Origin of the sequence: Brachybacterium squillarum M-6-3, from assembly GCF_000225825.1 — a bacterium.
Taxonomy (GTDB): domain Bacteria; phylum Actinomycetota; class Actinomycetes; order Actinomycetales; family Dermabacteraceae; genus Brachybacterium; species Brachybacterium squillarum.
In genome coordinates this window covers 254690-276716 of record NZ_AGBX01000006.1, presented here as the reverse complement: position 1 = coordinate 276716, position 22027 = coordinate 254690, and the positions used below count along the sequence as shown (strand labels likewise).

22 protein-coding genes and 1 tRNA gene are annotated in these 22027 nt (G+C 73.7%); 11 read left to right on the top strand and 12 right to left on the bottom strand.

Annotation, left to right across the window (positions count from 1 at the left end; genetic code table 11):
- Positions 1-152 precede the first annotated feature (152 nt).
- Positions 153-785, bottom strand: a complete 633-nt coding sequence (locus OM98_RS09095; protein ID WP_010534310.1) for a 50S ribosomal protein L25/general stress protein Ctc — start codon at positions 783-785, stop codon at positions 153-155.
- A gap of 346 nt (positions 786-1131) precedes the next feature.
- On the opposite strand from OM98_RS09095, the gene OM98_RS09090 reads away from it, so the two are divergent.
- Positions 1132-1683 carry a hypothetical protein gene (locus tag OM98_RS09090; protein WP_010534309.1) on the top strand — a complete coding sequence of 184 codons (552 nt, stop codon included), beginning with the start codon at positions 1132-1134 and terminating at the stop codon, positions 1681-1683.
- A gap of 104 nt (positions 1684-1787) precedes the next feature.
- Here the strand turns inward: OM98_RS09090 and OM98_RS09085 are convergent, their stop codons facing one another.
- The 3 genes from OM98_RS09085 to OM98_RS09075 form a co-directional block, all read right to left on the bottom strand.
- Entirely contained in the window at positions 1788-2768 is a 981-nt protein-coding gene (locus OM98_RS09085; RefSeq protein ID WP_010534308.1) for a ribose-phosphate diphosphokinase, read from the bottom strand.
- A complete protein-coding gene (gene glmU / locus OM98_RS09080; protein WP_010534307.1) occupies positions 2765-4258 on the bottom strand; it encodes a bifunctional UDP-N-acetylglucosamine diphosphorylase/glucosamine-1-phosphate N-acetyltransferase GlmU in 1494 nt (497 codons plus the stop codon). The genes OM98_RS09085 and glmU overlap by 4 nt, the downstream gene beginning before the upstream one ends.
- A gap of 62 nt (positions 4259-4320) precedes the next feature.
- Positions 4321-4392 (bottom strand) — tRNA-Gln (locus OM98_RS09075).
- 116 nt (positions 4393-4508) lie between these two features.
- On the opposite strand from OM98_RS09075, the gene OM98_RS09070 reads away from it, so the two are divergent.
- From OM98_RS09070 to OM98_RS09055, 5 genes are all read left to right on the top strand, one after another.
- Positions 4509-5153, top strand: coding sequence for a TetR/AcrR family transcriptional regulator (locus OM98_RS09070; protein WP_010534306.1), 645 nt, complete (start codon positions 4509-4511; stop codon positions 5151-5153).
- A 60-nt stretch (positions 5154-5213) separates the two neighbouring features.
- Entirely contained in the window at positions 5214-5789 is a 576-nt protein-coding gene (locus OM98_RS09065; protein ID WP_010534305.1) for a MarR family winged helix-turn-helix transcriptional regulator, read from the top strand.
- 99 nt (positions 5790-5888) lie between these two features.
- Positions 5889-7688 (top strand): ABC-F family ATP-binding cassette domain-containing protein, encoded by a 1800-nt coding sequence (locus OM98_RS09060; protein WP_010534304.1) that lies wholly within the window; start codon positions 5889-5891, stop codon positions 7686-7688.
- 225 nt (positions 7689-7913) lie between these two features.
- A complete protein-coding gene (locus tag OM98_RS16215; RefSeq protein ID WP_245528756.1) occupies positions 7914-8015 on the top strand; it encodes a toxin-antitoxin system HicB family antitoxin in 102 nt (33 codons plus the stop codon).
- 315 nt (positions 8016-8330) lie between these two features.
- Positions 8331-9257, top strand: coding sequence for an SDR family NAD(P)-dependent oxidoreductase (locus tag OM98_RS09055; RefSeq protein WP_010534303.1), 927 nt, complete (start codon positions 8331-8333; stop codon positions 9255-9257).
- Positions 9258-9282: 25 nt separating this feature from the next.
- Here OM98_RS09055 and OM98_RS09050 read toward each other — a convergent pair whose 3' ends face one another.
- From OM98_RS09050 to OM98_RS09040, 3 genes are read right to left on the bottom strand one after another with little or no spacing between them, the layout of a single operon-like run.
- Entirely contained in the window at positions 9283-10200 is a 918-nt protein-coding gene (locus OM98_RS09050; RefSeq protein WP_010534302.1) for a GHMP family kinase ATP-binding protein, read from the bottom strand.
- Positions 10197-11081 carry a 16S rRNA (adenine(1518)-N(6)/adenine(1519)-N(6))-dimethyltransferase RsmA gene (rsmA, locus tag OM98_RS09045; protein ID WP_010534301.1) on the bottom strand — a complete coding sequence of 295 codons (885 nt, stop codon included), beginning with the start codon at positions 11079-11081 and terminating at the stop codon, positions 10197-10199. Before rsmA ends, OM98_RS09050 begins: the two co-directional genes overlap by 4 nt.
- Positions 11078-12055 (bottom strand): TatD family hydrolase, encoded by a 978-nt coding sequence (locus OM98_RS09040; RefSeq protein ID WP_010534300.1) that lies wholly within the window; start codon positions 12053-12055, stop codon positions 11078-11080. The genes rsmA and OM98_RS09040 overlap by 4 nt, the downstream gene beginning before the upstream one ends.
- Positions 12056-12307: 252 nt before the next feature.
- Between OM98_RS09040 and rpmF the strand changes: the two genes are divergently transcribed.
- Positions 12308-12478, top strand: coding sequence for a 50S ribosomal protein L32 (gene rpmF / locus OM98_RS09035; RefSeq protein ID WP_010534299.1), 171 nt, complete (start codon positions 12308-12310; stop codon positions 12476-12478).
- 115 nt (positions 12479-12593) lie between these two features.
- Here the strand turns inward: rpmF and rsmI are convergent, their stop codons facing one another.
- Positions 12594-13442 (bottom strand): 16S rRNA (cytidine(1402)-2'-O)-methyltransferase, encoded by an 849-nt coding sequence (gene rsmI / locus OM98_RS09030; protein WP_010534298.1) that lies wholly within the window; start codon positions 13440-13442, stop codon positions 12594-12596.
- A gap of 82 nt (positions 13443-13524) precedes the next feature.
- Here rsmI and OM98_RS09025 point away from each other — a divergent pair, with 82 nt between their 5' ends.
- Together OM98_RS09025 and malQ are read left to right on the top strand one after the other, a co-directional pair.
- Positions 13525-15273 (top strand): dolichyl-phosphate-mannose--protein mannosyltransferase, encoded by a 1749-nt coding sequence (locus OM98_RS09025; protein WP_010534297.1) that lies wholly within the window; start codon positions 13525-13527, stop codon positions 15271-15273.
- 95 nt (positions 15274-15368) lie between these two features.
- A complete protein-coding gene (malQ, locus tag OM98_RS09020; protein WP_010534296.1) occupies positions 15369-17492 on the top strand; it encodes a 4-alpha-glucanotransferase in 2124 nt (707 codons plus the stop codon).
- On the opposite strand, the gene OM98_RS09015 is transcribed toward malQ, so the two are convergent.
- The 3 genes from OM98_RS09015 to OM98_RS09005 are packed head-to-tail and all read right to left on the bottom strand — an operon-like array spanning position 17479 to position 19266.
- Positions 17479-17952 carry an S-ribosylhomocysteine lyase gene (locus tag OM98_RS09015; protein WP_010534295.1) on the bottom strand — a complete coding sequence of 158 codons (474 nt, stop codon included), beginning with the start codon at positions 17950-17952 and terminating at the stop codon, positions 17479-17481. The genes malQ and OM98_RS09015 overlap by 14 nt on opposite strands.
- A gap of 51 nt (positions 17953-18003) precedes the next feature.
- Entirely contained in the window at positions 18004-18552 is a 549-nt protein-coding gene (locus OM98_RS09010) for a LysR substrate-binding domain-containing protein (protein WP_010534294.1), read from the bottom strand.
- Positions 18553-18561: 9 nt separating this feature from the next.
- Positions 18562-19266 carry an alpha/beta fold hydrolase gene (locus tag OM98_RS09005; RefSeq protein WP_010534293.1) on the bottom strand — a complete coding sequence of 235 codons (705 nt, stop codon included), beginning with the start codon at positions 19264-19266 and terminating at the stop codon, positions 18562-18564.
- A 142-nt stretch (positions 19267-19408) separates the two neighbouring features.
- Here OM98_RS09005 and OM98_RS09000 point away from each other — a divergent pair, with 142 nt between their 5' ends.
- Positions 19409-20527, top strand: coding sequence for an NAD(P)-binding domain-containing protein (locus tag OM98_RS09000; protein ID WP_010534292.1), 1119 nt, complete (start codon positions 19409-19411; stop codon positions 20525-20527).
- A gap of 68 nt (positions 20528-20595) precedes the next feature.
- Here OM98_RS09000 and OM98_RS08995 read toward each other — a convergent pair whose 3' ends face one another.
- A complete protein-coding gene (locus OM98_RS08995) occupies positions 20596-20961 on the bottom strand; it encodes a DMT family transporter (protein ID WP_029362788.1) in 366 nt (121 codons plus the stop codon).
- 207 nt (positions 20962-21168) lie between these two features.
- On the opposite strand from OM98_RS08995, the gene OM98_RS08990 reads away from it, so the two are divergent.
- Positions 21169-21993, top strand: a complete 825-nt coding sequence (locus OM98_RS08990; RefSeq protein ID WP_010534290.1) for an alpha/beta fold hydrolase — start codon at positions 21169-21171, stop codon at positions 21991-21993.
- Positions 21994-22027 lie beyond the last annotated feature (34 nt).

The window sequence follows — 22027 nt, the reverse complement described above, 5'->3', positions numbered from 1 at the left end:
GGTGTGGCGACGACGGCGCGGCGGGCCGGCCTCGCGGACGGCCCCGAGAAACCTACCGGGGCGCCGCGCGGTGCGCGACGCCCCGGAGGCGGGAGTGACGGATCGGTCGCGGGCGGTGCCGCTCCCGCGCGTCACAGGGGTTCAGCGGGAGGTCACTCCTCCTCGTCGGAGCCCTCGGACTCCTCCGAGCCCTCCTCGGCGGACTCGGCGTCCTCGCCCTCGGTCTCCTCGTCCTCGGGCTCCTCCTCGACGCGCGGGATCTGGATCGCGACGACGAGCAGCTCGGGATCGGTGACCAGCTCGACGCCGGAGGGGAGGGTGACGTCACCGGCGAAGACCTGGTGGCCCTCCTCGGTGCCCTCCACGTCGATCTCGATGACCTCGGGGACCTTGAGGGCGTCCACGGAGATGGTGAGGGTCTGCAGGTCGAGCACGGAGATGGCGGGGGCCACCGGCTCGCCGTTGACGGAGATCGGGATGTCGACCTCGACCTTCTCGCCGCGCTTCACGATGATGAGGTCCAGGTGGGTCAGGGTACGGGACAGCGGGTGGCGCTGGATCTCCTTGATCAGGGCCAGGTTGCTGGTGCCGTCGGCCTGCTCGAGCTCGAGCAGGGCGTTGGCGTTGCGGGCCGCCAGGGCGGTCTCGTGGCCCGGCAGGATCAGGTGCACGGGGTCCTCGCCGTGGCCGTACAGGACGGCGGGGATCTTGTGCTCGGCGCGGATACGGCGGGCGGCGCCCTTGCCGAACTCCTCACGCAGCTCGACGTTCAGCTTCTCGGCCATGGGGGTTCTCCTCGGTGACGGGTGGTGGTCGGGCATCGGCGTCGAGCAGGACCACGGCACCCGGGAGCGCCCGGGGAACCGCACCGCGTCGATCACGGAACGGACGGATCCGTCCCCTCGCCGAAGTGACTGCGCGATGCTAGCACGCCCCGACGGCCGGGCGACGGGACCCGGGGTCGGACAAAACCGGCTCCGACCTGCGTTGATGGAGCCGAAGGTCCCGGTCAGGAGGGGGTCGCGGGGAGCAGGACGGTGGTGACAGGACGCACATCCCCCTCGCGGTTCCCGGCTCCTCGCGGAGACCCCGCAGCCATCCCCGGGACCGCCCCGATGAAAGGTCTCCCCAATGACCACCGATACCACCGCCGCGCAGAGCACCACCGGCACCACCGGTACCACCGCACCCCGCCGCTGGGGCCTGACCCTGCTGGGCCTGGTGCGGATCCTGCTGGGCTTCTACTTCCTGTGGGCGTTCCTGGACAAGACCTTCGGGCTGGGCTACGCCACCCCGGCGGAGAACGCCTGGATCCGCGGCGGCTCCCCCACCACCGGCTTCCTCGGCGGCTCGATCGAGGGCGGCAACCCCTTCGCCGGGCTGTGGGAGTTCCTCCTGGGCCTGAACCCGCTGGTGGACATCCTGTTCATGGCGGGCCTGCTCGGCATCGGCGTGGCCCTGCTGCTGGGCATCGGGATGCGCATCGCCGCCGTCTCCGGCGCCGCGATGTACGGCCTGATGTACCTCGCCGCCTTCCCGATGACCACCAACCCGATCATCGACGACCACGTGATCATGGGTGTGCTGATGCTGGCCCTGGCAGGTGTCGGCGCCGGACAGTACCTGGGCCTCGGGAAGACCTGGCGCCGCACGGTCGGCGCGAAGGCCCCCTGGCTGATCTGAGCCGATCCGAACCGCCGCGCTCGTCCCGGACGAGGGAACCCCGCGACCCGAGGGTCGCGGGGTCCCGTGCTGTCCGGGTTCAGATCGGCGCCGGGCGGGGCGGGTCAGACCTCGCCGTCGAAGAGGCTGGTCACCGAGCCGTCGTCGAAGACCGCGCGGATGGCGCGGGCCAGCAGCGGTGCGATGGAGAGCTGGGTGAGGCCCTCGAACTGCTTCTCCTCGGGGATCGGCAGGGTGTTGGTGCAGATCACCTCGCGCACCCCGGCGGCGCGCAGGCGGTCCGAGGCGGGGTCGGAGAGGATCGGGTGGGTGGTCGCCACCACCACGGAGGAAGCGCCGTTGGCCTTGAGCGCCTCGACGGCCTGCACGATGGTGCCGGCGGTGTCGATCATGTCGTCCACCAGGATGCAGGTCTTGCCGGAGACGTCGCCGATCACGCGCTTGGCGACGGCCTGGTTGGGCCGCTTGGGGTCACGGGATTTGTGCACGAAGGCCAGGCCCACGCCGCCGAGCTTCTTGGCCCACTGCTCGGCCACGCGGATGCGGCCGGCGTCCGGGGAGACCACGGCGATGTCCTCGGTGCCGTAGTGCTTCCAGACGTAGTCGGCGAGGATCGGCAGCGCCATCAGGTGGTCCACGGGCTGCTTGAAGTAGCCCTGCACCTGGGGGGCGTGGAGGTCCACGGAGATCATGCGGTCGGCGCCGGCGGTCTCGAAGAGGTCCGCGACCAGGCGGGCGGAGATCGGCTCGCGGCCGCGGTGCTTCTTGTCCTGCCGGGCGTAGGGGAAGCTGGGGGCGATCGCGGTGATGCGCTTGGCGGAGGCCCGCTTCAGCGCGTCGATCATGATCAGGTTCTCCATCAGCCAGGTGTTGATGGGAGCCGGGTGGGACTGCAGCACGAAGGCGTCGGAGCCGCGCACGGACTCGCCGTAGCGCACGTAGATCTCGCCGTTCGCGAAGTCCCAGGCGTCCATCGGGAGCACCTCGACTCCGAGCTCCTCCGAGACCTGCTGGGCGAGCACGGGGTGCGCCCGGCCCGAGGCCAGGACCAGCCGCTTCTCCCCCGTGGTGACGATTCCGCTCATCGCTGCTCGTGCTCCTTGCTCTCCTGGGCACCGGATCCGGATGCGGCATCACCGGGGGCGTGCTCGCCGAGTGCGGCCCGTGCGGCCTCACCGGCCGCGGTCCCCGCGCGGCGTCGCAGGGCCCATCCTTCCATGTTCCGCTGGGCGGAGGCGTTCACGGCCAGCGCCCCGGGCGGGACGTCCTTGCGCACCACGGTGCCGGCGCCGGTGTGGGCGCCGTCGCCGAGGCTCACCGGGGCCACCAGCACGCTGTCGGCGCCCACCCGGACGTGAGACCCGACGGTGGTGCGGGACTTGGTGACGCCGTCGTAGTTGGCCACGATGGTGCCGGCGCCCAGGTTGGTGCCCTCGCCGATCTCCGCATCGCCCACGTAGCTCAGGTGCGGCACCTTGGTACCGTCGCCGATCTGCGCGTTCTTGGTCTCGACGAAGCCGCCGATCTTGCCCTTCGTGCCGAGCACGGTGCCGGGCCGCAGGTAGGAGAAGGGGCCGACGGAGGCGTCCTTGCCGATCACGGCGAGCGTCGCCTGGGTGCGCACGACGCAGGCGCCGGGGCCGACCTCGGTGTCGGTGAGGGTGGTCTCGGGGCCGATCTCGGCCTCCTCGCCGATGTCGGTGGCGCCGTGCAGCTGCACCCAGGGACGGATGATCGCGTCCTGGCCGATGGAGACATCGGCGTCGATCCAGGTGGACCCGGGGTCGACGACGGTGACGCCGGCGCGCATGTGGCCCTCGAGGATGCGGCGGTTCATCTCGGCGCCGAGCTGGGCGAGCTGCACCCGGTCGTTGACACCCTCGACCATCATCTGGTCGTCGGTGACGACGGCGCGCACGGAGCGTCCGTCCTGGCGGGCGATGGACAGCACGTCCGTCAGGTACATCTCGCCCTGGGCGTTGGTGGTGGTGATGCGGTCCAGGGCGTCGCGCAGGACGGCCAGGTCGAAGGCGTAGATGCCGGAGTTGATCTCGACGATCTCGCGCTGGGTGTCGGTGGCGTCCTTGTGCTCGACGATGCCGAGCACCTCGGCGCCGTCCTCGGAGCGCAGGATCCGGCCGTAGCCGGTGGGGTCGGGCACGGTCGCGGTGAGCACGGTGACCGCGGCGGCGGCCTCCTCGTGGGCGGCGACCAGGCCGCGCAGGGTGGCTGGGTCCAGCAGGGGCACGTCGCCGTAGGTGACCAGCACGGTGCCCTCGGTGGCGGTGACCTTGCCCAGTCCGCACTGGACGGCGCGGCCGGTGCCGGGGATCTCGTCCTGATCGGCGATCAGCACCTCGGGGGCGTGGTCGGCAAGGTGGGCGGCGACCCGCTCGCGCTCGTGCCGCAGCACGGCCACCAGCTCGGCGGGGCCGGCGCCCTCGGCGGCGGTGAGCGCGTGGATCAGCAGGGAACGCCCGCCGATCTCGTGCAGCACCTTGGGGGTGCGGGACCGCATCCGGGTCCCGGCGCCGGCGGCCAGGACGACGACGGCGGCGGGGGCGGGGTTGTTCACGTCGGCTGCTCCTCGTGATCGACACACAACGTGCGGTGACCCCGCGACGGGGGCGGTGGTCGTTCCGCCATCAGGACTCGAACCTGAAACTTCAGAACCAAAATCTGAGGTGTTGCCGATTACACCATGGCGGAGGGGCGCCACGGGCGCGCGACGATCCTACCGGCCGGGACGGCGCCGGACCGCCGCCCGGGGACGGTGCCAGGGCCGGTCCCCCGGGGCGGCGCGGGGCCTGTGACAGACTCGCCGCATGGCGATGCAGGAGGCTCCCCGGGCGCGCACCCCCCGGATGACCGGCCGCGAACGGCGCGAGCAGCTGGTGACGATCGGCCGCACCCTGTTCGCGGAGAAGGGCTACGACGCCACCAGCGTGGAGGAGATCGCCTCCCGCGCCGGGGTCTCCAAGCCCATCGTCTACGAGCACTTCGGCGGCAAGGAGGGGCTGTACGCGGTGGTGGTGGACCGGGAGGTCTCCACCCTGCTCGCCTCCCTGGAGTCCTCCCTGCGGGACCAGCGGGCGCATCCGCGGGTGCTGATGGAGCGGGCCGCGATGGCCTTCCTGTCCTACATCGACGAGCACGAGGACGGCTTCCGGATCCTGGTGCGGGACTCCCCCGTCAGCCAGACCGGCGGCACCTTCTCCTCCCTGCTGACCGACGTGGCCCGCCGGGTGGAGGAGATCCTCGCCGCGCAGCTGCGCCAGCACCGCTACCCCACCACCGACGCCCCGATGTACGCCCAGATGCTGGTCGGGATGGTGTCGTACACCGGGCAGTGGTGGCTGGAGACCCGGCAGCCCTCCAAGGAGGAGGTCGCCGCGGGGATGGTGAACCTGTCCTGGTTCGGACTCTCCGCCATCGAGCGCCGCCCGCAGCTGCGCGCCCGGGCGTCCTGAGCGCACGGCACGGGCCGCGCGGCTCGGTGCCGCGCGGCGTCCGCCCCTAGACTCCCCTGCATGTCCATCCCCGCTGATCCCGGCGCCGAGCGCCGCCCCGTCACCCCCGAGCCGCCCGTCGGCGAGGCCGCGGAGCGCGACGAGGTGGATCGCATCGTGGCCGGTTGGACGCAGGCCCGCGGCGATCTGGACATCGCCCCGCTGGCGGTGTTCTCCCGCATCTCGCGGCTGTCGCGGTTCCTGGAGTCCGCCCGCCGGGAGGCCTTCACCGCGGCCGGCCTGGAGGGCTGGGAGTTCGACATGCTCTCGGCGCTGCGCCGCAGCGGCGACGATGCCCTCTCCCCCGGCGAGCTGATGCGGCAGACGCTCGTGACCAGCGGCACCATGACCACACGGATCGACAAGCTGGTGGCGCGCGGCCTGGTCTCCAAGGCGCGCAGCCCCCGCGACGGCCGCGCCGTGGAGGTGCGGCTGATGCCCGAGGGCACCGCCCGGGTGGATGCCGCGATGGCGGCGCTGCTGGCCAGCGAGCGGGAGCTGCTGGGCCCGCTCGGCGCCGAGCAGGAGCAGGCGCTGGCCGCGACCCTGCGCCGCCTGCTGCTCACCTTCGAGGCGGAGGAGCCGCCGCGCGGCTGAGCCCCCTCCCTCGGCGCCGCGTGCCCGGCGCCTCTCGGCGGCCCGCGCCCGCCCCCCCTTGTTCTTCGTCTCCCGATCCGCTCTGCGAGGTTCCCACCCATGGCCCATCTGCTCGGCGCCCAGGCCCTGCACGTCGCCCTGCCCGACCGCGTGCTGCTGGACTCCGTCACCCTCGGCATCGACGCGGGCGACCGCATCGGCGTCGTCGGTCGCAACGGCGACGGCAAGTCCACGCTGCTGCGCCTGCTGTCCCGTCAGCAGGAGCCCGACGACGGCCGCGTCACCGTGCGGGGCGGCACCCGGGTGGGCGTGCTGGACCAGCAGGACCGCCTCGGCGACGGCACGACCGTGCGCAAGCGGGTCGTCGGCGACCGTCCCGAGCACGAATGGGCCTCGGACCCGCGGGTCCGCGACGTGCTGTCCGGCCTGCTGGGCGGCATCGAGCTGGACGCGCTGCTCACCGCGCTGTCCGGCGGACAGCTGCGCCGCGTGCACCTGGCGGAGCTGCTGGTGGGCGACTGGGACGTGCTGCTCCTGGACGAGCCCACCAACCATCTGGACGTGGAGGGCATCGCCTGGCTGGCCGAGCACCTCAAGCGCCGCTGGTCCCCGCGCGACGGCGGCCTGGTGGTCATCACTCACGACCGCTGGTTCCTCGACGCCGTCTGCACCCGCATGTGGGAGGTGCACGACGGGGTGGTCGATCCCTTCGAGGGCGGCTACGCGGCCTACGTGCTGCAGCGGGTGGAGCGCGACCGGCAGGCCGCCGCGGTCGAGGCGAAGCGACAGAACCTGATGCGCAAGGAGCTTGCCTGGCTGCGCCGCGGCGCCCCGGCCCGCACCTCCAAGCCGAAGTTCCGCATCGACGCCGCCAACGAGCTGATCGCCGGGGAGCCTCCCGCCCGCGACACCGTCGAGCTCACCCAGCTGGCCACCTCGCGCTTGGGCCGGGACGTGATCGACGTGCTCGACGTGGACGCGGGCTACGGCGAGCGCACCGTGCTGCACGACGTGACGGTGCACTTGGGTCCCGCCGACCGCATCGGCGTGCTCGGGCCCAACGGCGCCGGCAAGTCGACCTTCCTCGGGCTGATCACCGGCACCGTGCAGCCGCAGGCCGGGCGCGTGAGGAAGGGAAAGACCGTCACCGTGCGGCAGGTGTCCCAGCGCCTCGAGGGGCTGCAGGACGTGCTGGACGAACGGGTCAGCGACGTCATCGGCCGCTACCGCAGCAGCTTCCGGGCCGGCAAGGACGAGGTCTCCCCCGGGCAGCTGCTGGAGCGGCTGGGCTTCACCACCGCCCACCAGAAGGTGCGCATCGGCGCCCTCTCCGGCGGGCAGCAGCGACGGCTGGACCTGCTGCTGACCCTGCTGGAGGAGCCCAACATCCTGGTGCTGGACGAGCCCACCAACGACATGGACACCGACATGCTGGCCGCCATGGAGGACCTGCTGGACACCTGGCCGGGCCCGCTGGTGGTGGTCTCCCACGACCGCTACCTGCTCGAGCGCGTCACCGACACCCAGTACGCGGTGCTCGACGGGCACGTGCGGCACCTGCCCGGCGGCGTCGAGCAGTACCTGGCGCTGCGCGCCGAGCAGGAGGCCGCGGGCTCCGGTGCCCCCGCTGCTGCGGCCGGTTCCCCGGAGCCGGTCGCGTCCGCCGCGACGGCCCTCTCCGGCCGCGAGCTGCGCGAGGCCCAGAAGGAGGTCTCCGCGCTGGAGCGCCGCATCGACAAGCTCGGATCCCAGATCGAGAAGATCCATGCCCGCATGGCCGAGCACGACCCCGGCGACTACGAGGGCCTGCAGAAGCTCACCGCCGAGGCCGGCGCCGCCGAGACCGAGCGCGCCGAGGCCGAGGAGCGCTGGCTGGAGCTGTCCGAGCAGGTGGGCTGAGCGAAGGCATCACGGTCCGGAGAGCGACCGATCGGTGACGGCGACGAGCAGACCCTCGCGATGGTCCGCTCCCGCGTCGCACACCGTCGCCAGTCTGTTGCTGAACCGTCGACGGTGGCGCGCTGACCAGCCGATGCGACGGCCCAGAAGGGCACGACGTGAACATTGATCACGACACCCACCGCGTGCGCTGGTCCCCCGAGGACGAGGCGCACGTGGCGACCGGTGCGGGTCACCCCCGAACTGCACCGACGACTCGCCACCGAAGCCGCCGAGCAAGAGGTGTCGCTGAATCGCCTCGTGTCAGCTCGACTCGCCTCCGCCTGACGAGGCGGTGCCGGGACCGCACCTGGCGCAACCCATCGAGAAGCAGTCCGACGACGGCCCGGCGGGTGCTCATCGCGAGGCGCCGAGCCGCCCTTCCAGCAGATGCTCCACGAGGGAGCCCTCGGGCACGTCGTCGTACTTGTCGCTGAGCTTCTGCAGGGTCATCACGCGCAGCATCTGGCGGACGGTGCGCTCACGGTAGGGCTACGGCCGAGGAGGAACGGGGCGACATGGACATACCGTAGCCGGGGTCCGTCGCGCCCCGTCCCGCCGTGGGTCCGGCCCGCACCCAGGACGGCGTTCTACGGTGCGGGGATGACGACCCCGCGCCTCGACATCCCCTGCTGGGAGCATCTGCCCCGGCCCGACCTGCACGGCTCCACGGTGGTGCTCACCGGCGGCAGCGACGGGATCGGCCGCGAGGCGGCGCTGCGACTCGCCCACTGGGGCGCCCGCCTGGTGCTGCCCGTGCGCACCCGCCACAAGGGCGAGGCGGTGGCGGCGCGGCTGCGACGGGAGACCGGCCGCGAGGACGCCGCGACCCTCACCGACCTGGACCTCGCCGATCTCGACCGGGTGCGATCCGGGGCCGCGGAGATCAAGGAGGCCACCGCCGACACCGGCATCGACCTGCTGGTCCATGTGGCCGGCGGTGTCACCCGGCGCCGCGAGGAGACCGTGCAGGGCTTCGAGTGGATGACCGGGGTCAACGCCCTGGCTCCGGTGCTGTTGACCGAGCTGCTGCTGCCGGCCGTGCGCGGCCGGGTCGTGATCACCGCCTCCGCGGCGCACCACTTCGGCCGGCTCGACGGGGACGACCCGCACTTCCGGACCGGCGGCTGGTCGTTCACCGCCGGCTACGGCCGCTCCAAGCTGCTGGCGATGCTGTGGGGCCTGGACCTCTCCGAGCGGCTGCGCGCCGTCGGCTCCCCCGTGGACGTGCAGCTGGTGCATCCCGGCTGGGTGCTCACCAACCTGCAGAACGCCACCGGTTCGGTGCGGCTGGACGCGCTGCTCACCGGGGCGACCCGCCCGCTCGCGATGCCCGCAGCCCGCGGCGCCGAGTCGGTGCTGGTGGCGGCCACGCAGCCGCTGCCGGCCGCCTCCTACGTGGGGCCGGACGGGCCGCGGGCGCTGCGCGGGGACCCGACGCTGCTGCCCCGCAGCGCGGAAGCCGCCGACGTCCGGCTCGCCGCCCGCACCCACGCCTGGATGCGGGCGGAGCTGGACCTGCAGGCCTGACCGTCGGTCCTCGCGGAGCGCGGGATCAGCGCTCCTCGAGGATCGCGGCGCCCGGCACGGAGCCGCGCAGCAGGTGGCACTCGCGCACCAGGTCCGCGCCGCGCAGGGCGGCCTCGACCTCCTGGCCGTGCACGGAGTCCTCCACCAGCACGGCGACGGCCGGGCCGGAGCCGCAGACCATCGCCCCGGCGGCCCCGGCCTGTTCGGCGGCCTCCACCAGGGCCTCCAGCCCGCCGTGCAGGGCGAAGGCGGCGGAGGTGAGGTCGTTGTGCAGGCCCTGGCCGAGCAGCTGCGCGTCCCCGGCACCGAGGGCCTGCAGCACCCGCTCGTCGACGGCGGGGCGCTCCGGGATCTCCCGGCCGACGGCCGCAGCGATCTCGTCGTGGCGGGCCAGCACCTCCGCGGCGACCAGCGACCCCTCGGGCAGCGCGAGCAGCCAGGTCCAGTGGCCGTGGGTGAGCACGGTGGTGAGCTCCCCGCCGTGGCCGTGCATGGTGTGGCCGAGCATCGCGAAGGGGACTTCGGCGTCCAGGCCCCGGCCCAGCTCGCGCAGATCGGCGACGGGCAGGTCCAGCCCCCACAGCCGGTGCAGCGCGACCAGAGTGGCGGCGGCGTCGGCCGATCCCCCGCCGAGTCCCGCGGCGATCGGCACCCGGGTGTGAAGGTGCAGGGCGGCGCCGTGGCCCTCGCCGCTGTGCTCACGCAGCAGGGCGGCGGCGCGCAGCACCAGGTTGGTGGCGTCCCGCGGCACCTCGCCGGGGCCCTCGCTGTCGACCTCCAGGTGCAGGCCCTCGGCGCGCTCGGCGGTGATGGTCTCCTCGAGGTCCATGGCCTGCAGCACCGTGGCGCGCTGATGGTGGCCGTCCTCGTCGGCGGCGCCGAGGGCGAGGTACGGGGTGACCCGGCCGGGGGCGCGGACCACGACGCGGCGCAGGGCGCTCACCCGGTGGCCGCCGCGCGGGCGATGGCCCGGAACTGGTGGACCTCCAGGCGCTCCCCGCGGGCGCCGGGGTCGATGCCGGCGGCGCGGAGGATCTCCTCGGCGCGGGCCGGGGAGCCGGCCCAGCCGGACAGGGCCGCGCGCAGGGTCTTGCGGCGCTGCGCGAAGGCGGCGTCGACCACCGCGAACACCTGTGCCCGCTCGGTCTCGTCCCCGAGCGGCTCGGCGTAGCGCTCCAGCCGCACGAGGGCCGAGTCGACGTTGGGCACCGGCCAGAAGATCTGCCGGGAGATGCGGCCGGCGTGGGTGACGGTGCCGTACCAGGCGGCCTTCACGCTGGGCGCGCCGTAGGTGCGGGAGCCGGGCCCGGCGCACAGCCGCTCGACCACCTCGGACTGCACCATCACCACAGCGGTGCGCAGGCTCGCGAAGCGCTCCAGGGCGGTCAGCAGGATGGGGGTGGCGACGTTGTAGGGCAGGTTCGCGACCAGCGCGGTGGGCGGCCCGACCCCGGGCACCTCCGGCAGCTCGGTGACCTGCAGGGCGTCGGCGTGAACCAGGCGGAAGCGGTCCTCGCCGATGCCGCGGGCGGCGAGGGTGGCGGGAAGCAGCGCGGCCAGGCCCCGGTCCAGCTCGACGGCGGTGACGGCGGCGCCGGCCTCCAGCAGGCCAAGGGTGAGGGAGCCGAGGCCGGGCCCGACCTCGAGCACGGCCTGACCGGGGGTGACGTGGGCGCGTTCGACGATGGAGCGGACCGTGTTGGGGTCCACCACGAAGTTCTGGCCGCGCTGCTTGGAGGGGTGGATGCCGGTGGCGTCGGCCAGCTCGCGGATGTCGCGGGCGCTCAGCAGCTTCCCGGGGCGCTCCCCGTCCGTGCCGGTCATGCGGCGGGCCCGGCCGGGATCGGCCCGTACACCTGCTCGGTGGTCGCCCGCACGGCACGGCAGGCCTCCTCCAGGGTCGCGCCGGTGACCTCGGCGATCGTCGCCATGGTCAGCGGGATCAGATAGGAGGAATTGGGACGGCCCCTGTAGGGCACGGGGGTGAGGAACGGGGCGTCGGTCTCGACCATCACGGGGCCGAGGCCGACGGTCGCGAGGGCCTGCCGCAGCGGGTCGGCGTTCTTGAAGGTGACGGTGCCGGCGAAGGAGAGGTAGAAGCCCCGCTCGACGCAGGCGCGGGCGAACTCGGCGTCGCCGGAGAAGCAGTGCAGCACGGTGCGATCGGGGGCGCCGTCGGCGTCGAGCACGTCGAGCACGTCGGCGTGGGCGTCGCGGTCGTGGATCTGCAGCGGCAGGCCGCGCTCCTTGGCCAGGGCGATGTGGGCGCGGAAGGAGTCGATCTGGGCGGCGCGGGCGGCCTCGTCCTTCTTGGAGGTGCGGAACCAGTCCAGGCCGCTCTCCCCGACGACGACCATGCCGGGGGTGGCGAGCTGCTCGGCGACCTCCGCGATGGCGGTGTCGAGGTCGATCAGGGCGGTGCCCTCGTGGTCGTGGCCGCGGGCGTGCAGCGGCGCCTCGTTGGGGTGGATGGCGACGCCGCCGCGCAGGCTCGCGGGTCGATCCGGCGAGGCCATCAGCGCGGTGGTCCAGCGGTTCGCGGCCAGGTCGGAGCCGATGGTGATCTGCGCATCGATGCCGGCCTCGCGGGCCAGGCGCACGTGGTCGTGGACGCTGAGCTCCGTGTCGCCGTCGGAGAAGTCCAGGTGGCAGTGGTTGTCGATCACCGGCAGCGGCAGCGGCTCCGGGGCGGGCGGCCAGGAGCGGTCGCGGGAGCGGCCGCGCGGGTCGATGTCCTCGCGGGAGCGCACGGCGGGCGGCACGGCGGCGCCCCGGTCGGGGGAGGTCGGGGACGACATGCGACCATCGTAGAAGGCCCCGGCACCGCCGCCGTCCCGCCGTCCGGCACGGCCCCGCGGCGCGCGGGCCTGCGGGAACGGTGGGCTACCTCACCCGGCCCGGGGGCGAGGCCTCGGCGCCGCTGTGGCACAATGGACCGTTGTCGCGCACCCCCTCGCGCACCCGAGCGCCCCACCCCTGTGGGTCCGGGTCGCTGCTCGGGCCGGGTCGCGGCGCATGTTCATCCTCCGGACCGTCAAGGAGCGTTCCTCATGGCAGTGCCCAAGTTCAAGATGTCCCGGGCTCGCACCCGGTCCCGCCGTGCGCAGTGGAAGGCCTCGAACGCCGACCTCGTGCAGGTCACCGTCCGCGGTCGCACCGCCGCGGTGCCGCGTCGCCTGGCGAAGGCCTACCAGCGCGGTCTGATCTCCATCGACGACTGATCGCCCGCGGGCCCGTCCCGCGCGTTCGTCTCCACGAGAGCCCCCGACCCTGTGGTCGGGGGCTCTCGTGCGTCCTGGGCCTGTGCGGACGGGGAGGCGGGTTCCCAGAGCTGAGTCAGCGACGGGCGAGGGCCGCGTCGTACAGCTCGCGGGCGCTGACGCCCTCGGCGCCCGCGGCGACGGCCTTGGCGGCGTCCTTCATCCGTTCCCCCGCGGCGGCGCGGGCCAGCACCTGTTCCAGCAGCGCCTCCGGGTCGGCGGCGACGGGCTCGGCGCCGGCGACGACGATCACCACCTCGCCCAGCACCTCCCCCGCCTCGGCCCAGGCCACCAGCTCGGCGAGGGTGCCGCGGCGCACCTCCTCGTAGGTCTTGGTGAGCTCGCGCGCCACGGCGGATTCCCGCTCGGGGCCGAACACCTCGGCCATCGCGGCGAGGGTGGCGGCGGTGCGGCGCGGGGACTCGAAGAACACCATGGTGCGCGGCTCGTGGCGCAGCGGCTCGAAGGCGGCGTGGCGCTTGCCGTCGCGGCGCGGCGGGAAGCCCTCGAAGGTGAAGCGGTCCGGAGCGATGCCGGAGGCGGCCAGCGCGGTCAGCACGGCGGAGGGGCCGGGGATCACGGTGACCGGGTAGCCCGCGGCGGCGGCGGCCCGCACGGCACGGTAGCCGGGGTCGGAGACGACGGGCATCCCGGCATCGGTCACGATCAGCACCCGCCGTCCCTCGGCGAGCGCGGTCAACAGCTGCTCGGTGCGGTGCTCCTCGTTGTGCTCGTGGTGGGAGAGGACCTTCCCGCCGAGCGTCACCTCGAGCGCCGCGGCCAGGCGGTGCAGGCGGCGGGTGTCCTCAGCGGCGATGAGATCGGCCTGCTCCAGGGCCCGCAGCAGCCGCACCGAGGCGTCCAGCGGGTTGCCGATGGGGGTGGCGGCGAGGGTGAGGACACCGGGGGAGAGCATGCGCCCCATGCTAGGTCTCCGCAGGTGTCGGGGGCGGGCCCGCCCTCGGCGTCTGCCGGGCCGCGCAGCGGCGATGACCTAGCATGACCGGGTGCAGAGGGCCCAGGACGACGACGCGGCGACCGCGCGCGATCAGACCGCCGGGTCCGGGAGCCCCGAGGCCGACGCCGTGGCCCCCGGGACCGGAGCCGCGACCCCAGAGACCGAGCCCACCCCCACCACCGTCGCCGTGGACGAGTCCCCCGTCGATGCCGAGGAGCAGGCCGCCGAGTTCGCCGCCACCCATGCCGCGCTGCGCCGTCGCCTGCGCCTGCCCGAGCGGGTGGGCGCGAACGCCGCGGGCCTGGCCTGGGCGGGCGCCTTCGCCGTCTTCGGCCTGGCCCTGGTGCTGCGCATCTGGGGCCTCGGCACCATCGACGAGCTGATCTTCGACGAGACCTACTACGTCAAGGACGGCTACACCCTCACCCAGCAGGGCGTGGAGATGGACTGGCCCGAGGAGCCCGATGCCGCCTGGGAGCGCGGCGAGGTGGACGGCTACCTCGACACCGGCGCGTACGTCGTCCATCCGAGCCTCGGCAAGTGGCTGATCGGCGCCGGGATGACCGCGCTCGGGGCCGACAACCCCTGGGGCTGGCGCATCGCCGTGGCGCTGCTGGGCTCCCTCAGCGTGCTGATGCTGGCCCGCATCGGGCGGCGCCTGTTCCGCTCCACCACCGTCGGCCTGATCGCCGGGCTGCTGCTCGCCATCGACGGGCTGCACCTGGTGCACTCCCGCACGAGCCTGCTGGACCTGCCGCTGACCTTCTTCGTGCTGGCAGGCTTCGGGGCGCTGCTGATCGACCGCGACCGGCACCGGGAGCGTCTGGCCCTGGAGACGGCGCGGCTGCGGGTCGCGGGCCTGGCCCCGCCGAGGCTGGGCCTGCGCGGGGGGTGGCGGCCCTGGCGGATCACCGGCGGGGTGCTGCTGGGCATGGCCTGCTCGGTGAAGTGGTCGGGCATCTACTTCCTGGCGGTCTTCGGGATCATGATCGTGCTGTGGGACTGGTGGGCCCGGCGCACCATCGAGCAGCGGGACTGGCTGCTGGGCGGGCTGTGGCGCGACGCGATCCCCGCCTTCCTCGCCACCGTCGGCACCGCCGCGGTCACCTACCTGCTCTCCTGGTCCGGCTGGCTCCTCACCTCCATCGGCTACGGCCGCCACTGGGCCGCCGAGCAGGAGGGCGGCGGCACCGGGTTCGCGCCGCTGGACGCCCTGTGGTCGCTGTGGCACTACCACCGGCAGGCCTACGAGTTCCACGTCGGCCTGGACTCGGAGCACCCCTGGCAGTCGAACCCCTGGGGCTGGCCGCTGATGCTCCGCCCCACGAACTTCTACTACCGCTCCTACGACTACGGCGAGATGGGCTGCCAGGTGGAGCGCTGCGCCTCCCACATCCTCTCCGTCGGCAACCCGCTGATCTGGTGGCTGGGCACCCTCGCGGTGATCGTCACGCTGCTGCTCGGCCTGTGGTTCCGCGACGGCCGGGCCCTGGCGGCACTGAGCGGCATCGTCGCCGGCTACCTGCCATGGGTGCTGCTGTACGAGGAGCGCACCGTCTTCACCTTCTATGCCGTGGTGTTCGAGCCGTGGCTGATCCTGTGCCTGGCCTACGTGCTGGGCCTGGTCGTCGGGGGGCGCCGCGCCGACCCGGAGCGGCGGCTGGCCGGGGGCCTGTTCGTCGGCTCCCTGCTGGTGCTGATCGTGCTGGTCTCCGCGTTCTTCTGGCCGGTGTGGACCGGCCAGGTGATCGACCTGGACCAGTGGCAGTGGCGCATGTGGCTGCCGTCCTGGACCTGAGCCGCGCCAGATTCCCGCCGGCCCGCGCGGCCGCCGCCCGAGCCGGGGTCCGGCCGGTGTCCGGAACGTCGGCCCCGTGCAGGTACCCTGGTCCCATGGCGCTGCTCTCCTCCACCCTGCGTGATCTCGCCCGTGACCTCGGTGTCGGGACCGACTACTGGGGCTACGACGGGTCCAAGAAGGACGTCTCCGACGACACCCTGCGGGCGGTGCTCGCCGCCCTCGGCGCGGAGGTCGACTCCGAGGAGGACGCGGCCCGTATCCGCGCCGAGCGCGAACTCGACGCCTGGCGCGCCGTGCTGCCGCCCGTCACCGTGCTGCGCGAGGACCGCGTCGGCTCCGTGCCGGTGCACGTCGAGGCCGGCACCGGCGTGGGCGCCCGCCTGCTGCTGGAGGACGGCTCCGTGCGGGAGCTCCCCCAGGGCGAGGACAACACCCCGGCCCGCGAGGTCGACGGCCGCTGGCTGGGCCGCGCCCGCTTCGTGCTGCCCGTCGGTCTGCCGCTGGGCTGGCACCGGGTGCAGGCCACCACCGCCGACGGCGAGTTCGAGGCCGACGTCGTCATCACGCCGCGCCGCGTCACCGTGCACGAGCAGCTCGGGGAGCACCGCGCCTTCGGTCTGCAGGCCCAGCTCTACTCGGTGCGCTCCGAGCGTTCCTGGGGCATCGGCGACCTCGCCGACCTGCGGGACCTCGCCGCGATCACCGGCGCCCACCACGGCGCCGACTTCGTGCTGGTGAACCCCCTGCACGCCTCCTACCCGACCGTGCCCATCGAGCCCTCCCCCTACCTGCCGGTGACCCGCCGCTTCACCGGCGCCCTGTACCTGCGCGTCGAGGACGTCCCCGAGTACCGCGACCTGCCCGAGTTCGCGCGTCAGCGCCTCGCCCTGCTGCGCCGCGACGCCGCCGTCTGGAACGAGCGCACCGACCGCCTGGAGCGGGACGCGGTGGTGACCGCGAAGCTGGACGCGCTGGAGGAGCTGTTCGCGGTGCCCCGCACCGCCGGCCGCGAGGCCCTGTTCACCGCCTTCCGCCGCCGCGAGGGCCAGGGCCTGGTCGACTTCGCCACTTGGAGCGCGATCGCCGAGCAGCTCCACGGCACCGAGGATGAGCCGCGGCTGCGGGACCTCACCGCCGCGGACGTGGAGGCCGCCCGCGCCGAGCTCGGGGAGCGCATCGAGTTCCACACCTGGGTGCAGTGGCTGCTGGACGAACAGCTCGCCGCCGCCCAGGACGCCGCCCTCGAGTCCGGGATGCGGATCGGCGTCATGCACGACCTCGCCGTCGGCGTGGAGCAGGTCGGCGCGGACTCCTGGCGCCTGGGGGACGTGCTGGCGCGCGGCATCGCCGTCGGCGCCCCCGCTGATCAGTACAACCAGCTCGGCCAGAACTGGGACCAGCCGCCCTGGCACCCCGAGCACCTGCGGGAGGCCTCCTACAAGCCCTGGCGGGACATGTTGCGCTCGCTGATGCGGCACGCCGGTGCGCTGCGCATCGACCACGTGCTGGGCCTGTTCCGGCTCTGGTGGATCCCGCAGGGTTCCGTCGCCGCCGACGGCACCTACGTGTTCTACGACCACGAAGCGATGATCGGCATCCTGGCGCTGGAGGCGCAGCGCTCCGGCACCCTGGTGATCGGCGAGGACCTGGGCACCTTCGAGCCGTGGGTGAGGGACTACCTCTCCGAGCAGGGGATCCTGGGCACCTCGATCCTGTGGTTCGAGAACGACGGCAACGGTGACCCGCTGCCCCCGGAGACCTACCGGCGCCTGTGCATGGCCTCGGTCAACACCCACGACCTGCCGCCCACGGCCGGCTACCTGCAGGGCGACCACGTGCGGCTGCGCGCCGAGCTGGACCTGCTGGAGCGTCCGCTGGACGAGGAGATCGCCATCGACGAGGCGGCCCGCGAGAAGGTGCTGGCCGGGCTGCGCCGCGAGAGCCTGCTCGCCGAGGACGCCGACATCGAGGAGACGGTGCTCGCGCTGCACCGCCACCTGGCGATGACGCCCTCGCTGCTGCTGGGCGTGTCCCTGGTGGACTGCGTGGGCGAGCGGCGGATCCAGAACCAGCCGGGCACCGACGAGGAGTACCCGAACTGGCGGATCCCGCTGGCCGACGAGCTGGAGCGGCCGGTCACCATCGACCAGCTCGCCACCGATGAACGCACCGCCCGCCTGCTGGGGACGGTGCGGGAGATGCTCAGCTCGCGCTGACCTGCGCCCACTCGGCGCGGCGGTCCAGGAACGTGCGGGCCGCGGCCTGCGCGCCCTCCAGGGTGTGGTGGGCGCCCCAGCCGCACTGCACCTCGTTGGCGGCGGGCACCTCGGTGGCCGTCAGCAGGTCGGTGAGGGTCGCCTCGAGCACCGGGGCGAAGCCCTCGACGTCGTGCTCGCCCTCCAGCAGCACGTAGAAGCCGGTGCGGCAGCCCATCGGGGACACGTCGATGACCTGCGTGGAGTGGTTGCGCATGTGCTCGGCCATCATGTGCTCGAGCGAGTGCACGGTCTCGGAGCCGAGGTGCTCGACGTTGGGCTGGGAGAAGCGCACGTCGAACTTGGTCAGCACGTCCCCGGCGGGCAGCTGCTTGCGGTCGGCGATGCGCAGGTAGGGGGCGGCCACGGTGCGGTGGTCGAGGTTGAAGCTCTCGACGTTCATGTGCGGGGTCTCGGTCATCGGGTCCTCCTGGGGCCTGTCGGGGTTCTCGGGTGCTCTACGGGTGACGGGTCAGCGGCCGCTGCGGGCGGTGCGTCCGCGGACCACGCCGACGAACTCCTGGCGCAGCTCGTCATCGGCCTCGCGGGGCCACACCAGGGCGATGCGGGTGGGGTCGGCATCGGCCAGCGGCCGGTGCACGGCATCCTTGCGGTGGTGCAGGCGGGCCAGGGACAGCGGCATCCGGGCGTAGCCCATACCGTTGGCCGCCAGTTCCACCCGCTCCTTGGCGTCGTCGAGGTGGCGAGCGGGGATCTCCGTCTCCCCCGCCAGGTCCGCCTCGGTCAGCTCCTCGGCGACGCTCAGCAGATGCTCGTCGCCGACGACGACGGCGGGCCGCTCCTCCCACAGCGCCACCACGTGCAGCTCCTCGCGGGTCGCCATCGGCAGCCGCACGAAGGCCATGTCGACCTCCCCGGCGCCGATCGCCTCGGTCTGGCGGGACCAGGGCACGGGGGTCAGCTCGAGCCAGGCGGCGCGGCGCCCGGACTTCCAGCGGCGCAGGAAGCGGTCGGGTTCGACACCGGGCACGAAGCCGACGCGGAGGGTGGGGCGGTCCATAGGGCCAGCCTACGGGCCGCGGCGCGGGTCGCGACTCAGCGCCCGCTCCCGGTCCAGCTCGCCGAGCAGGCGGACCAGGTCGCGGGTGAAGCGGCGCGGCCGGGAGAGGTTCACCAGGTGGGTGCCGTAGGGCAGCACCTCGAGCCGTCCCTGCGGGGCGGCGGCCGCGAAGGCCCGCTCCTGGACGCGGAGCTGGTCGAAGCGGGGGCTGAGGATGATGACGGGCACGTCGATGCGGGCGAGGTCGGCTCGCAGGTCGAGCGCGGCGACGGCGCGCATGGCGGGGGCGATCACCTCGGGGCCGGAGCGGGCGCCGAGCAGGTGGGCGTGCCGCGTCCGGGGGGCCCGGTCGAGACCGGCGAGCATCTTTCCGTAGAGGGCGGCGGAGCGGGGTCCGGGCTGCACGGCGGCGCCGGCGGCGATCAGGGAGACCAGCTGCGGCAGGGTGCGGTTGGCGGCGACGTGGATGGCGAGCATCCCGCCCAGCGAGGTGCCGACCAGGTGGGTGGGGCGGTAACCGGCGGAGGCGACGGCCTCGGCGATCGCGTCGGCGGCCGCGCGCAGGGTGAAGGGCTCGGCGGTGCGGGTGCCGTGCCCGGGCAGGTCGGGGGCGATCACCCGGTACCCGGCGGCCCGCAGCCCCGGCACCTGCGGGTCCCACTGGCGGGAGGACGTGCGGGTGCCGTGGACGAGGACGACGGCGGGCTCACTCATGAGGACATGATCGCCGATCCCGTGGCCGCGTGGCGGCGACGCTGCTCGGGCGGCCCGATGCCGGCCCGGTGCGTCACCGTGGCCTGCGCCTCCCCGTTGGGGCCGGTGGGAATCGGCGGCAGCGGGTGATCGTTGCCGGGCCATGAGCCACCCCTCCCCCGCCTCCCCCGAGCGCCGTGCCACCGTGGTGGTGATCGGCGCCGGGCAGGCCGGGCTGTCCGCCGGGTACCACCTGCTCCGCCGCGGCTTCGTGAGCGCCCTGGAGCAGCCGGGCGCGGAGCGGTCCGTGGTGGTGCTGGACGCCGAGGACGCCCCCGGCGGGGCGTGGCGGCACCGCTGGGCCTCCCTGACGATGGAGACCGTCAACGGCATCTTCGACCTGCCCGGCATGGCGCAGGAGCCCGTCGCCCCTGCCGCCCCGAGCCGTGAGGCCGTCCCGGCCTACTTCTCCCGCTTCGAGCAGGCGATGGACCTGCCGATCCTGCGGCCCGTGCGCGTGCGGTCGGTGAGGGAGGCCGATGCCGACCCGCACGGCGACCTGCTCGTGGAGACCACGGCGGGCACCTGGCGCACCTGCGGCGTCATCAACGCCAGCGGCACCTGGAACAGCCCTCGCCTGCCCGCGTTCCCCGGTGCCGAGACCTTCCGCGGCCGCCGGCTGCACACCCGGGACTACGTCGCCGCCGAGGAGTTCGCCGGGCAGAGGGTGGCCGTGGTGGGCGGCGGGATCTCCGCGATCCAGCACCTCGAGGAGATCTCCCGCGTCGCCCGGACCCGCTGGTACACGCGGGGCGAGCCCGTCTTCCGGGAGGGCCCGTTCGAGCCGGAGACCACGGGCCGTGCGGTGATCGCCCGCGTCACCGCCGACGTGGAGGCCGGGCACCCCACAGGCAGCGTCGTCTCCTACACCGGGCTCGGCTGGTTCCCGGCGGCCGTGGCGGCCCGGGAGCGCGGCGTGCTGGTGCGGCATCCGGTGTTCACCCGGATCGTGCCCGAGGGCGTGGTCGAGGTCGACGGCACGGTGACGGAGCTCGACGCGATCCTCTGGGCCACCGGCTTCACCCCGTCGATCGCTCATCTGGACCCGCTGGGCCTGCGGAATGCGGAAGGCGGGATCGTGCTGCGCGGCACCCGGGTGGCGGCCGAGCCGCGACTGCACCTGGTGGGCTACGGGCCTTCGCAGTCCACGGTCGGCGCCAACCGGGCGGGTCGCCGCGCGGCGCGGGAACTGGATCGCTTCCTCACCGGGACAGGTGGCTGAGGCGCTGGCCCCCGGGAAGCGCGGCCGCGGGGGCGATTCCCCCGACGGCCGGCCGTCCCGGTGTCGCCTCAGCGCGCGGAAGGCTCCTCGTCGGGAGCGGGCTCCTCGCTGGCAGCGGGGCTGGGCACCAGCTTCAGGCCGATCACGCCGCCGATGATGCCGAGCAGGAACACGATCTTGGCGGCGGAGACCGCCTCGGCGCCGGTGGCCATCACGGAGCCCACGGTGAAGGCGGCGCCGATGCCCACCCAGAAGGCGTAGACGGTGCCCGTGGGGATCTCGCGCATGGCGACGGCGAGGCCCGCCATGCTCAGCGCCATGGCGACGAGGAAGACGACGGTGGGGACGGGGCGCTTGAAACCCTGTGAGTCGGACAGCGCGGTGGCCCAGACGGCCTCCAGCATCCCCGAGACGATCAGGATCACCCATGTCATGACGAAGCGGGCGCGCCACCCCGAAGCCCTGGCGGCCCGCCTCTCCACCCCGTTGCCGGCGCCGACGCCGTCCCCCTCTCCCACCCGGCCCCACGATCCGCCCCGGACGCCGAACTCTTCGGAACTGCGTCGGGGAACTTTCATTCACGCACTCTCGAAGTGCTCGGCGACGGGGTGCTGGCGCCCGGGGGCCGGATACCGTGGAGCATGGCCGAGCAGCGCAGCACCGAGCACCAGATCCCCGTCATCGGGGCCACCGTGCACGTCTGGGACAGCGGTCCCGTCGACGGCCCGGTCGTGGTCCTCACCCATGGCGCGACGATGGACCACCGCATGTTCGACGCCCAGGTGCCCGCCCTCACGGCGGCCGGGTACCGGGTGATCACCTGGGACCTGCGCGGCCATGGCGCCTCCCGTCCCCTCGGCGCGGAGCCCTTCACGGTGCCGCTGCTGGTGGAAGACCTGCTCACCGTGCTCGACCATCTCGGCGTGACCGGGCCCGTCGTGGCCGGTGGGCAGTCGCTCGGCGGATACGTGGCCCAGGAGCTGGTGTTCCGCCACCCCGAGCGGGTCGCGGCGCTGGTCATCATCGGCTCCACCTGCCTGACCCTGCCGATCAGCCGCGCGGAGGACTGGGCGCTGCGCAGCTCGCCGTGGTGGTTCCGCCCCTGGCCGTGGCGGCTGCTGACGCAGGTGGTCGCGCGCTCCACCGCCCGTGACCCCGCCGTCCAGGCCTACGCCGGGGGAGCCATCGGCGTGATCGGCAAGCGGGACTTCCTGCGGATCTGGGAGGGCGTCGCGACCTGCCTCCACGCCGAGCCCGGCTACCGCATCACCCAGCCGATCCTGCTGCTCCACGGCGCCGAGGACCGCACCGGCACCATCGCCCGCTCCGTCCCCGCCTGGGCGGCCCGCGACCCGCACTGCCGCTACGCCGTGATCCCCACGGCCTCCCACAACGCCAACCAGGACAACCCGACGGAGACCAACCGGCTGCTGCTCGAGTTCCTGGACGAGCACGTGCCGGACTGAGCGGGGCCAGGCCGTCGAGAACGACTTTCGGGTT

Coding starts and splice junctions, on each gene's coding strand:
- OM98_RS09095 (WP_010534310.1), bottom strand. CDS start 785: ATGGCCGAGAAGCTGAACGTCGAGCTGCGTGAGGAGTTCGGCAAGGGC.
- OM98_RS09090 (WP_010534309.1), top strand. CDS start 1,132: ATGACCACCGATACCACCGCCGCGCAGAGCACCACCGGCACCACCGGT.
- OM98_RS09085 (WP_010534308.1), bottom strand. CDS start 2,768: ATGAGCGGAATCGTCACCACGGGGGAGAAGCGGCTGGTCCTGGCCTCG.
- OM98_RS09070 (WP_010534306.1), top strand. CDS start 4,509: ATGGCGATGCAGGAGGCTCCCCGGGCGCGCACCCCCCGGATGACCGGC.
- OM98_RS09065 (WP_010534305.1), top strand. CDS start 5,214: ATGTCCATCCCCGCTGATCCCGGCGCCGAGCGCCGCCCCGTCACCCCC.
- OM98_RS09060 (WP_010534304.1), top strand. CDS start 5,889: ATGGCCCATCTGCTCGGCGCCCAGGCCCTGCACGTCGCCCTGCCCGAC.
- OM98_RS09055 (WP_010534303.1), top strand. CDS start 8,331: ATGACGACCCCGCGCCTCGACATCCCCTGCTGGGAGCATCTGCCCCGG.
- rsmA (WP_010534301.1), bottom strand. CDS start 11,081: ATGACCGGCACGGACGGGGAGCGCCCCGGGAAGCTGCTGAGCGCCCGC.
- OM98_RS09040 (WP_010534300.1), bottom strand. CDS start 12,055: ATGTCGTCCCCGACCTCCCCCGACCGGGGCGCCGCCGTGCCGCCCGCC.
- rpmF (WP_010534299.1), top strand. CDS start 12,308: ATGGCAGTGCCCAAGTTCAAGATGTCCCGGGCTCGCACCCGGTCCCGC.
- rsmI (WP_010534298.1), bottom strand. CDS start 13,442: ATGGGGCGCATGCTCTCCCCCGGTGTCCTCACCCTCGCCGCCACCCCC.
- malQ (WP_010534296.1), top strand. CDS start 15,369: ATGGCGCTGCTCTCCTCCACCCTGCGTGATCTCGCCCGTGACCTCGGT.
- OM98_RS09015 (WP_010534295.1), bottom strand. CDS start 17,952: ATGACCGAGACCCCGCACATGAACGTCGAGAGCTTCAACCTCGACCAC.
- OM98_RS09010 (WP_010534294.1), bottom strand. CDS start 18,552: ATGGACCGCCCCACCCTCCGCGTCGGCTTCGTGCCCGGTGTCGAACCC.
- OM98_RS09005 (WP_010534293.1), bottom strand. CDS start 19,266: ATGAGTGAGCCCGCCGTCGTCCTCGTCCACGGCACCCGCACGTCCTCC.
- OM98_RS09000 (WP_010534292.1), top strand. CDS start 19,409: ATGAGCCACCCCTCCCCCGCCTCCCCCGAGCGCCGTGCCACCGTGGTG.
- OM98_RS08995 (WP_029362788.1), bottom strand. CDS start 20,961: ATGACATGGGTGATCCTGATCGTCTCGGGGATGCTGGAGGCCGTCTGG.
- OM98_RS08990 (WP_010534290.1), top strand. CDS start 21,169: ATGGCCGAGCAGCGCAGCACCGAGCACCAGATCCCCGTCATCGGGGCC.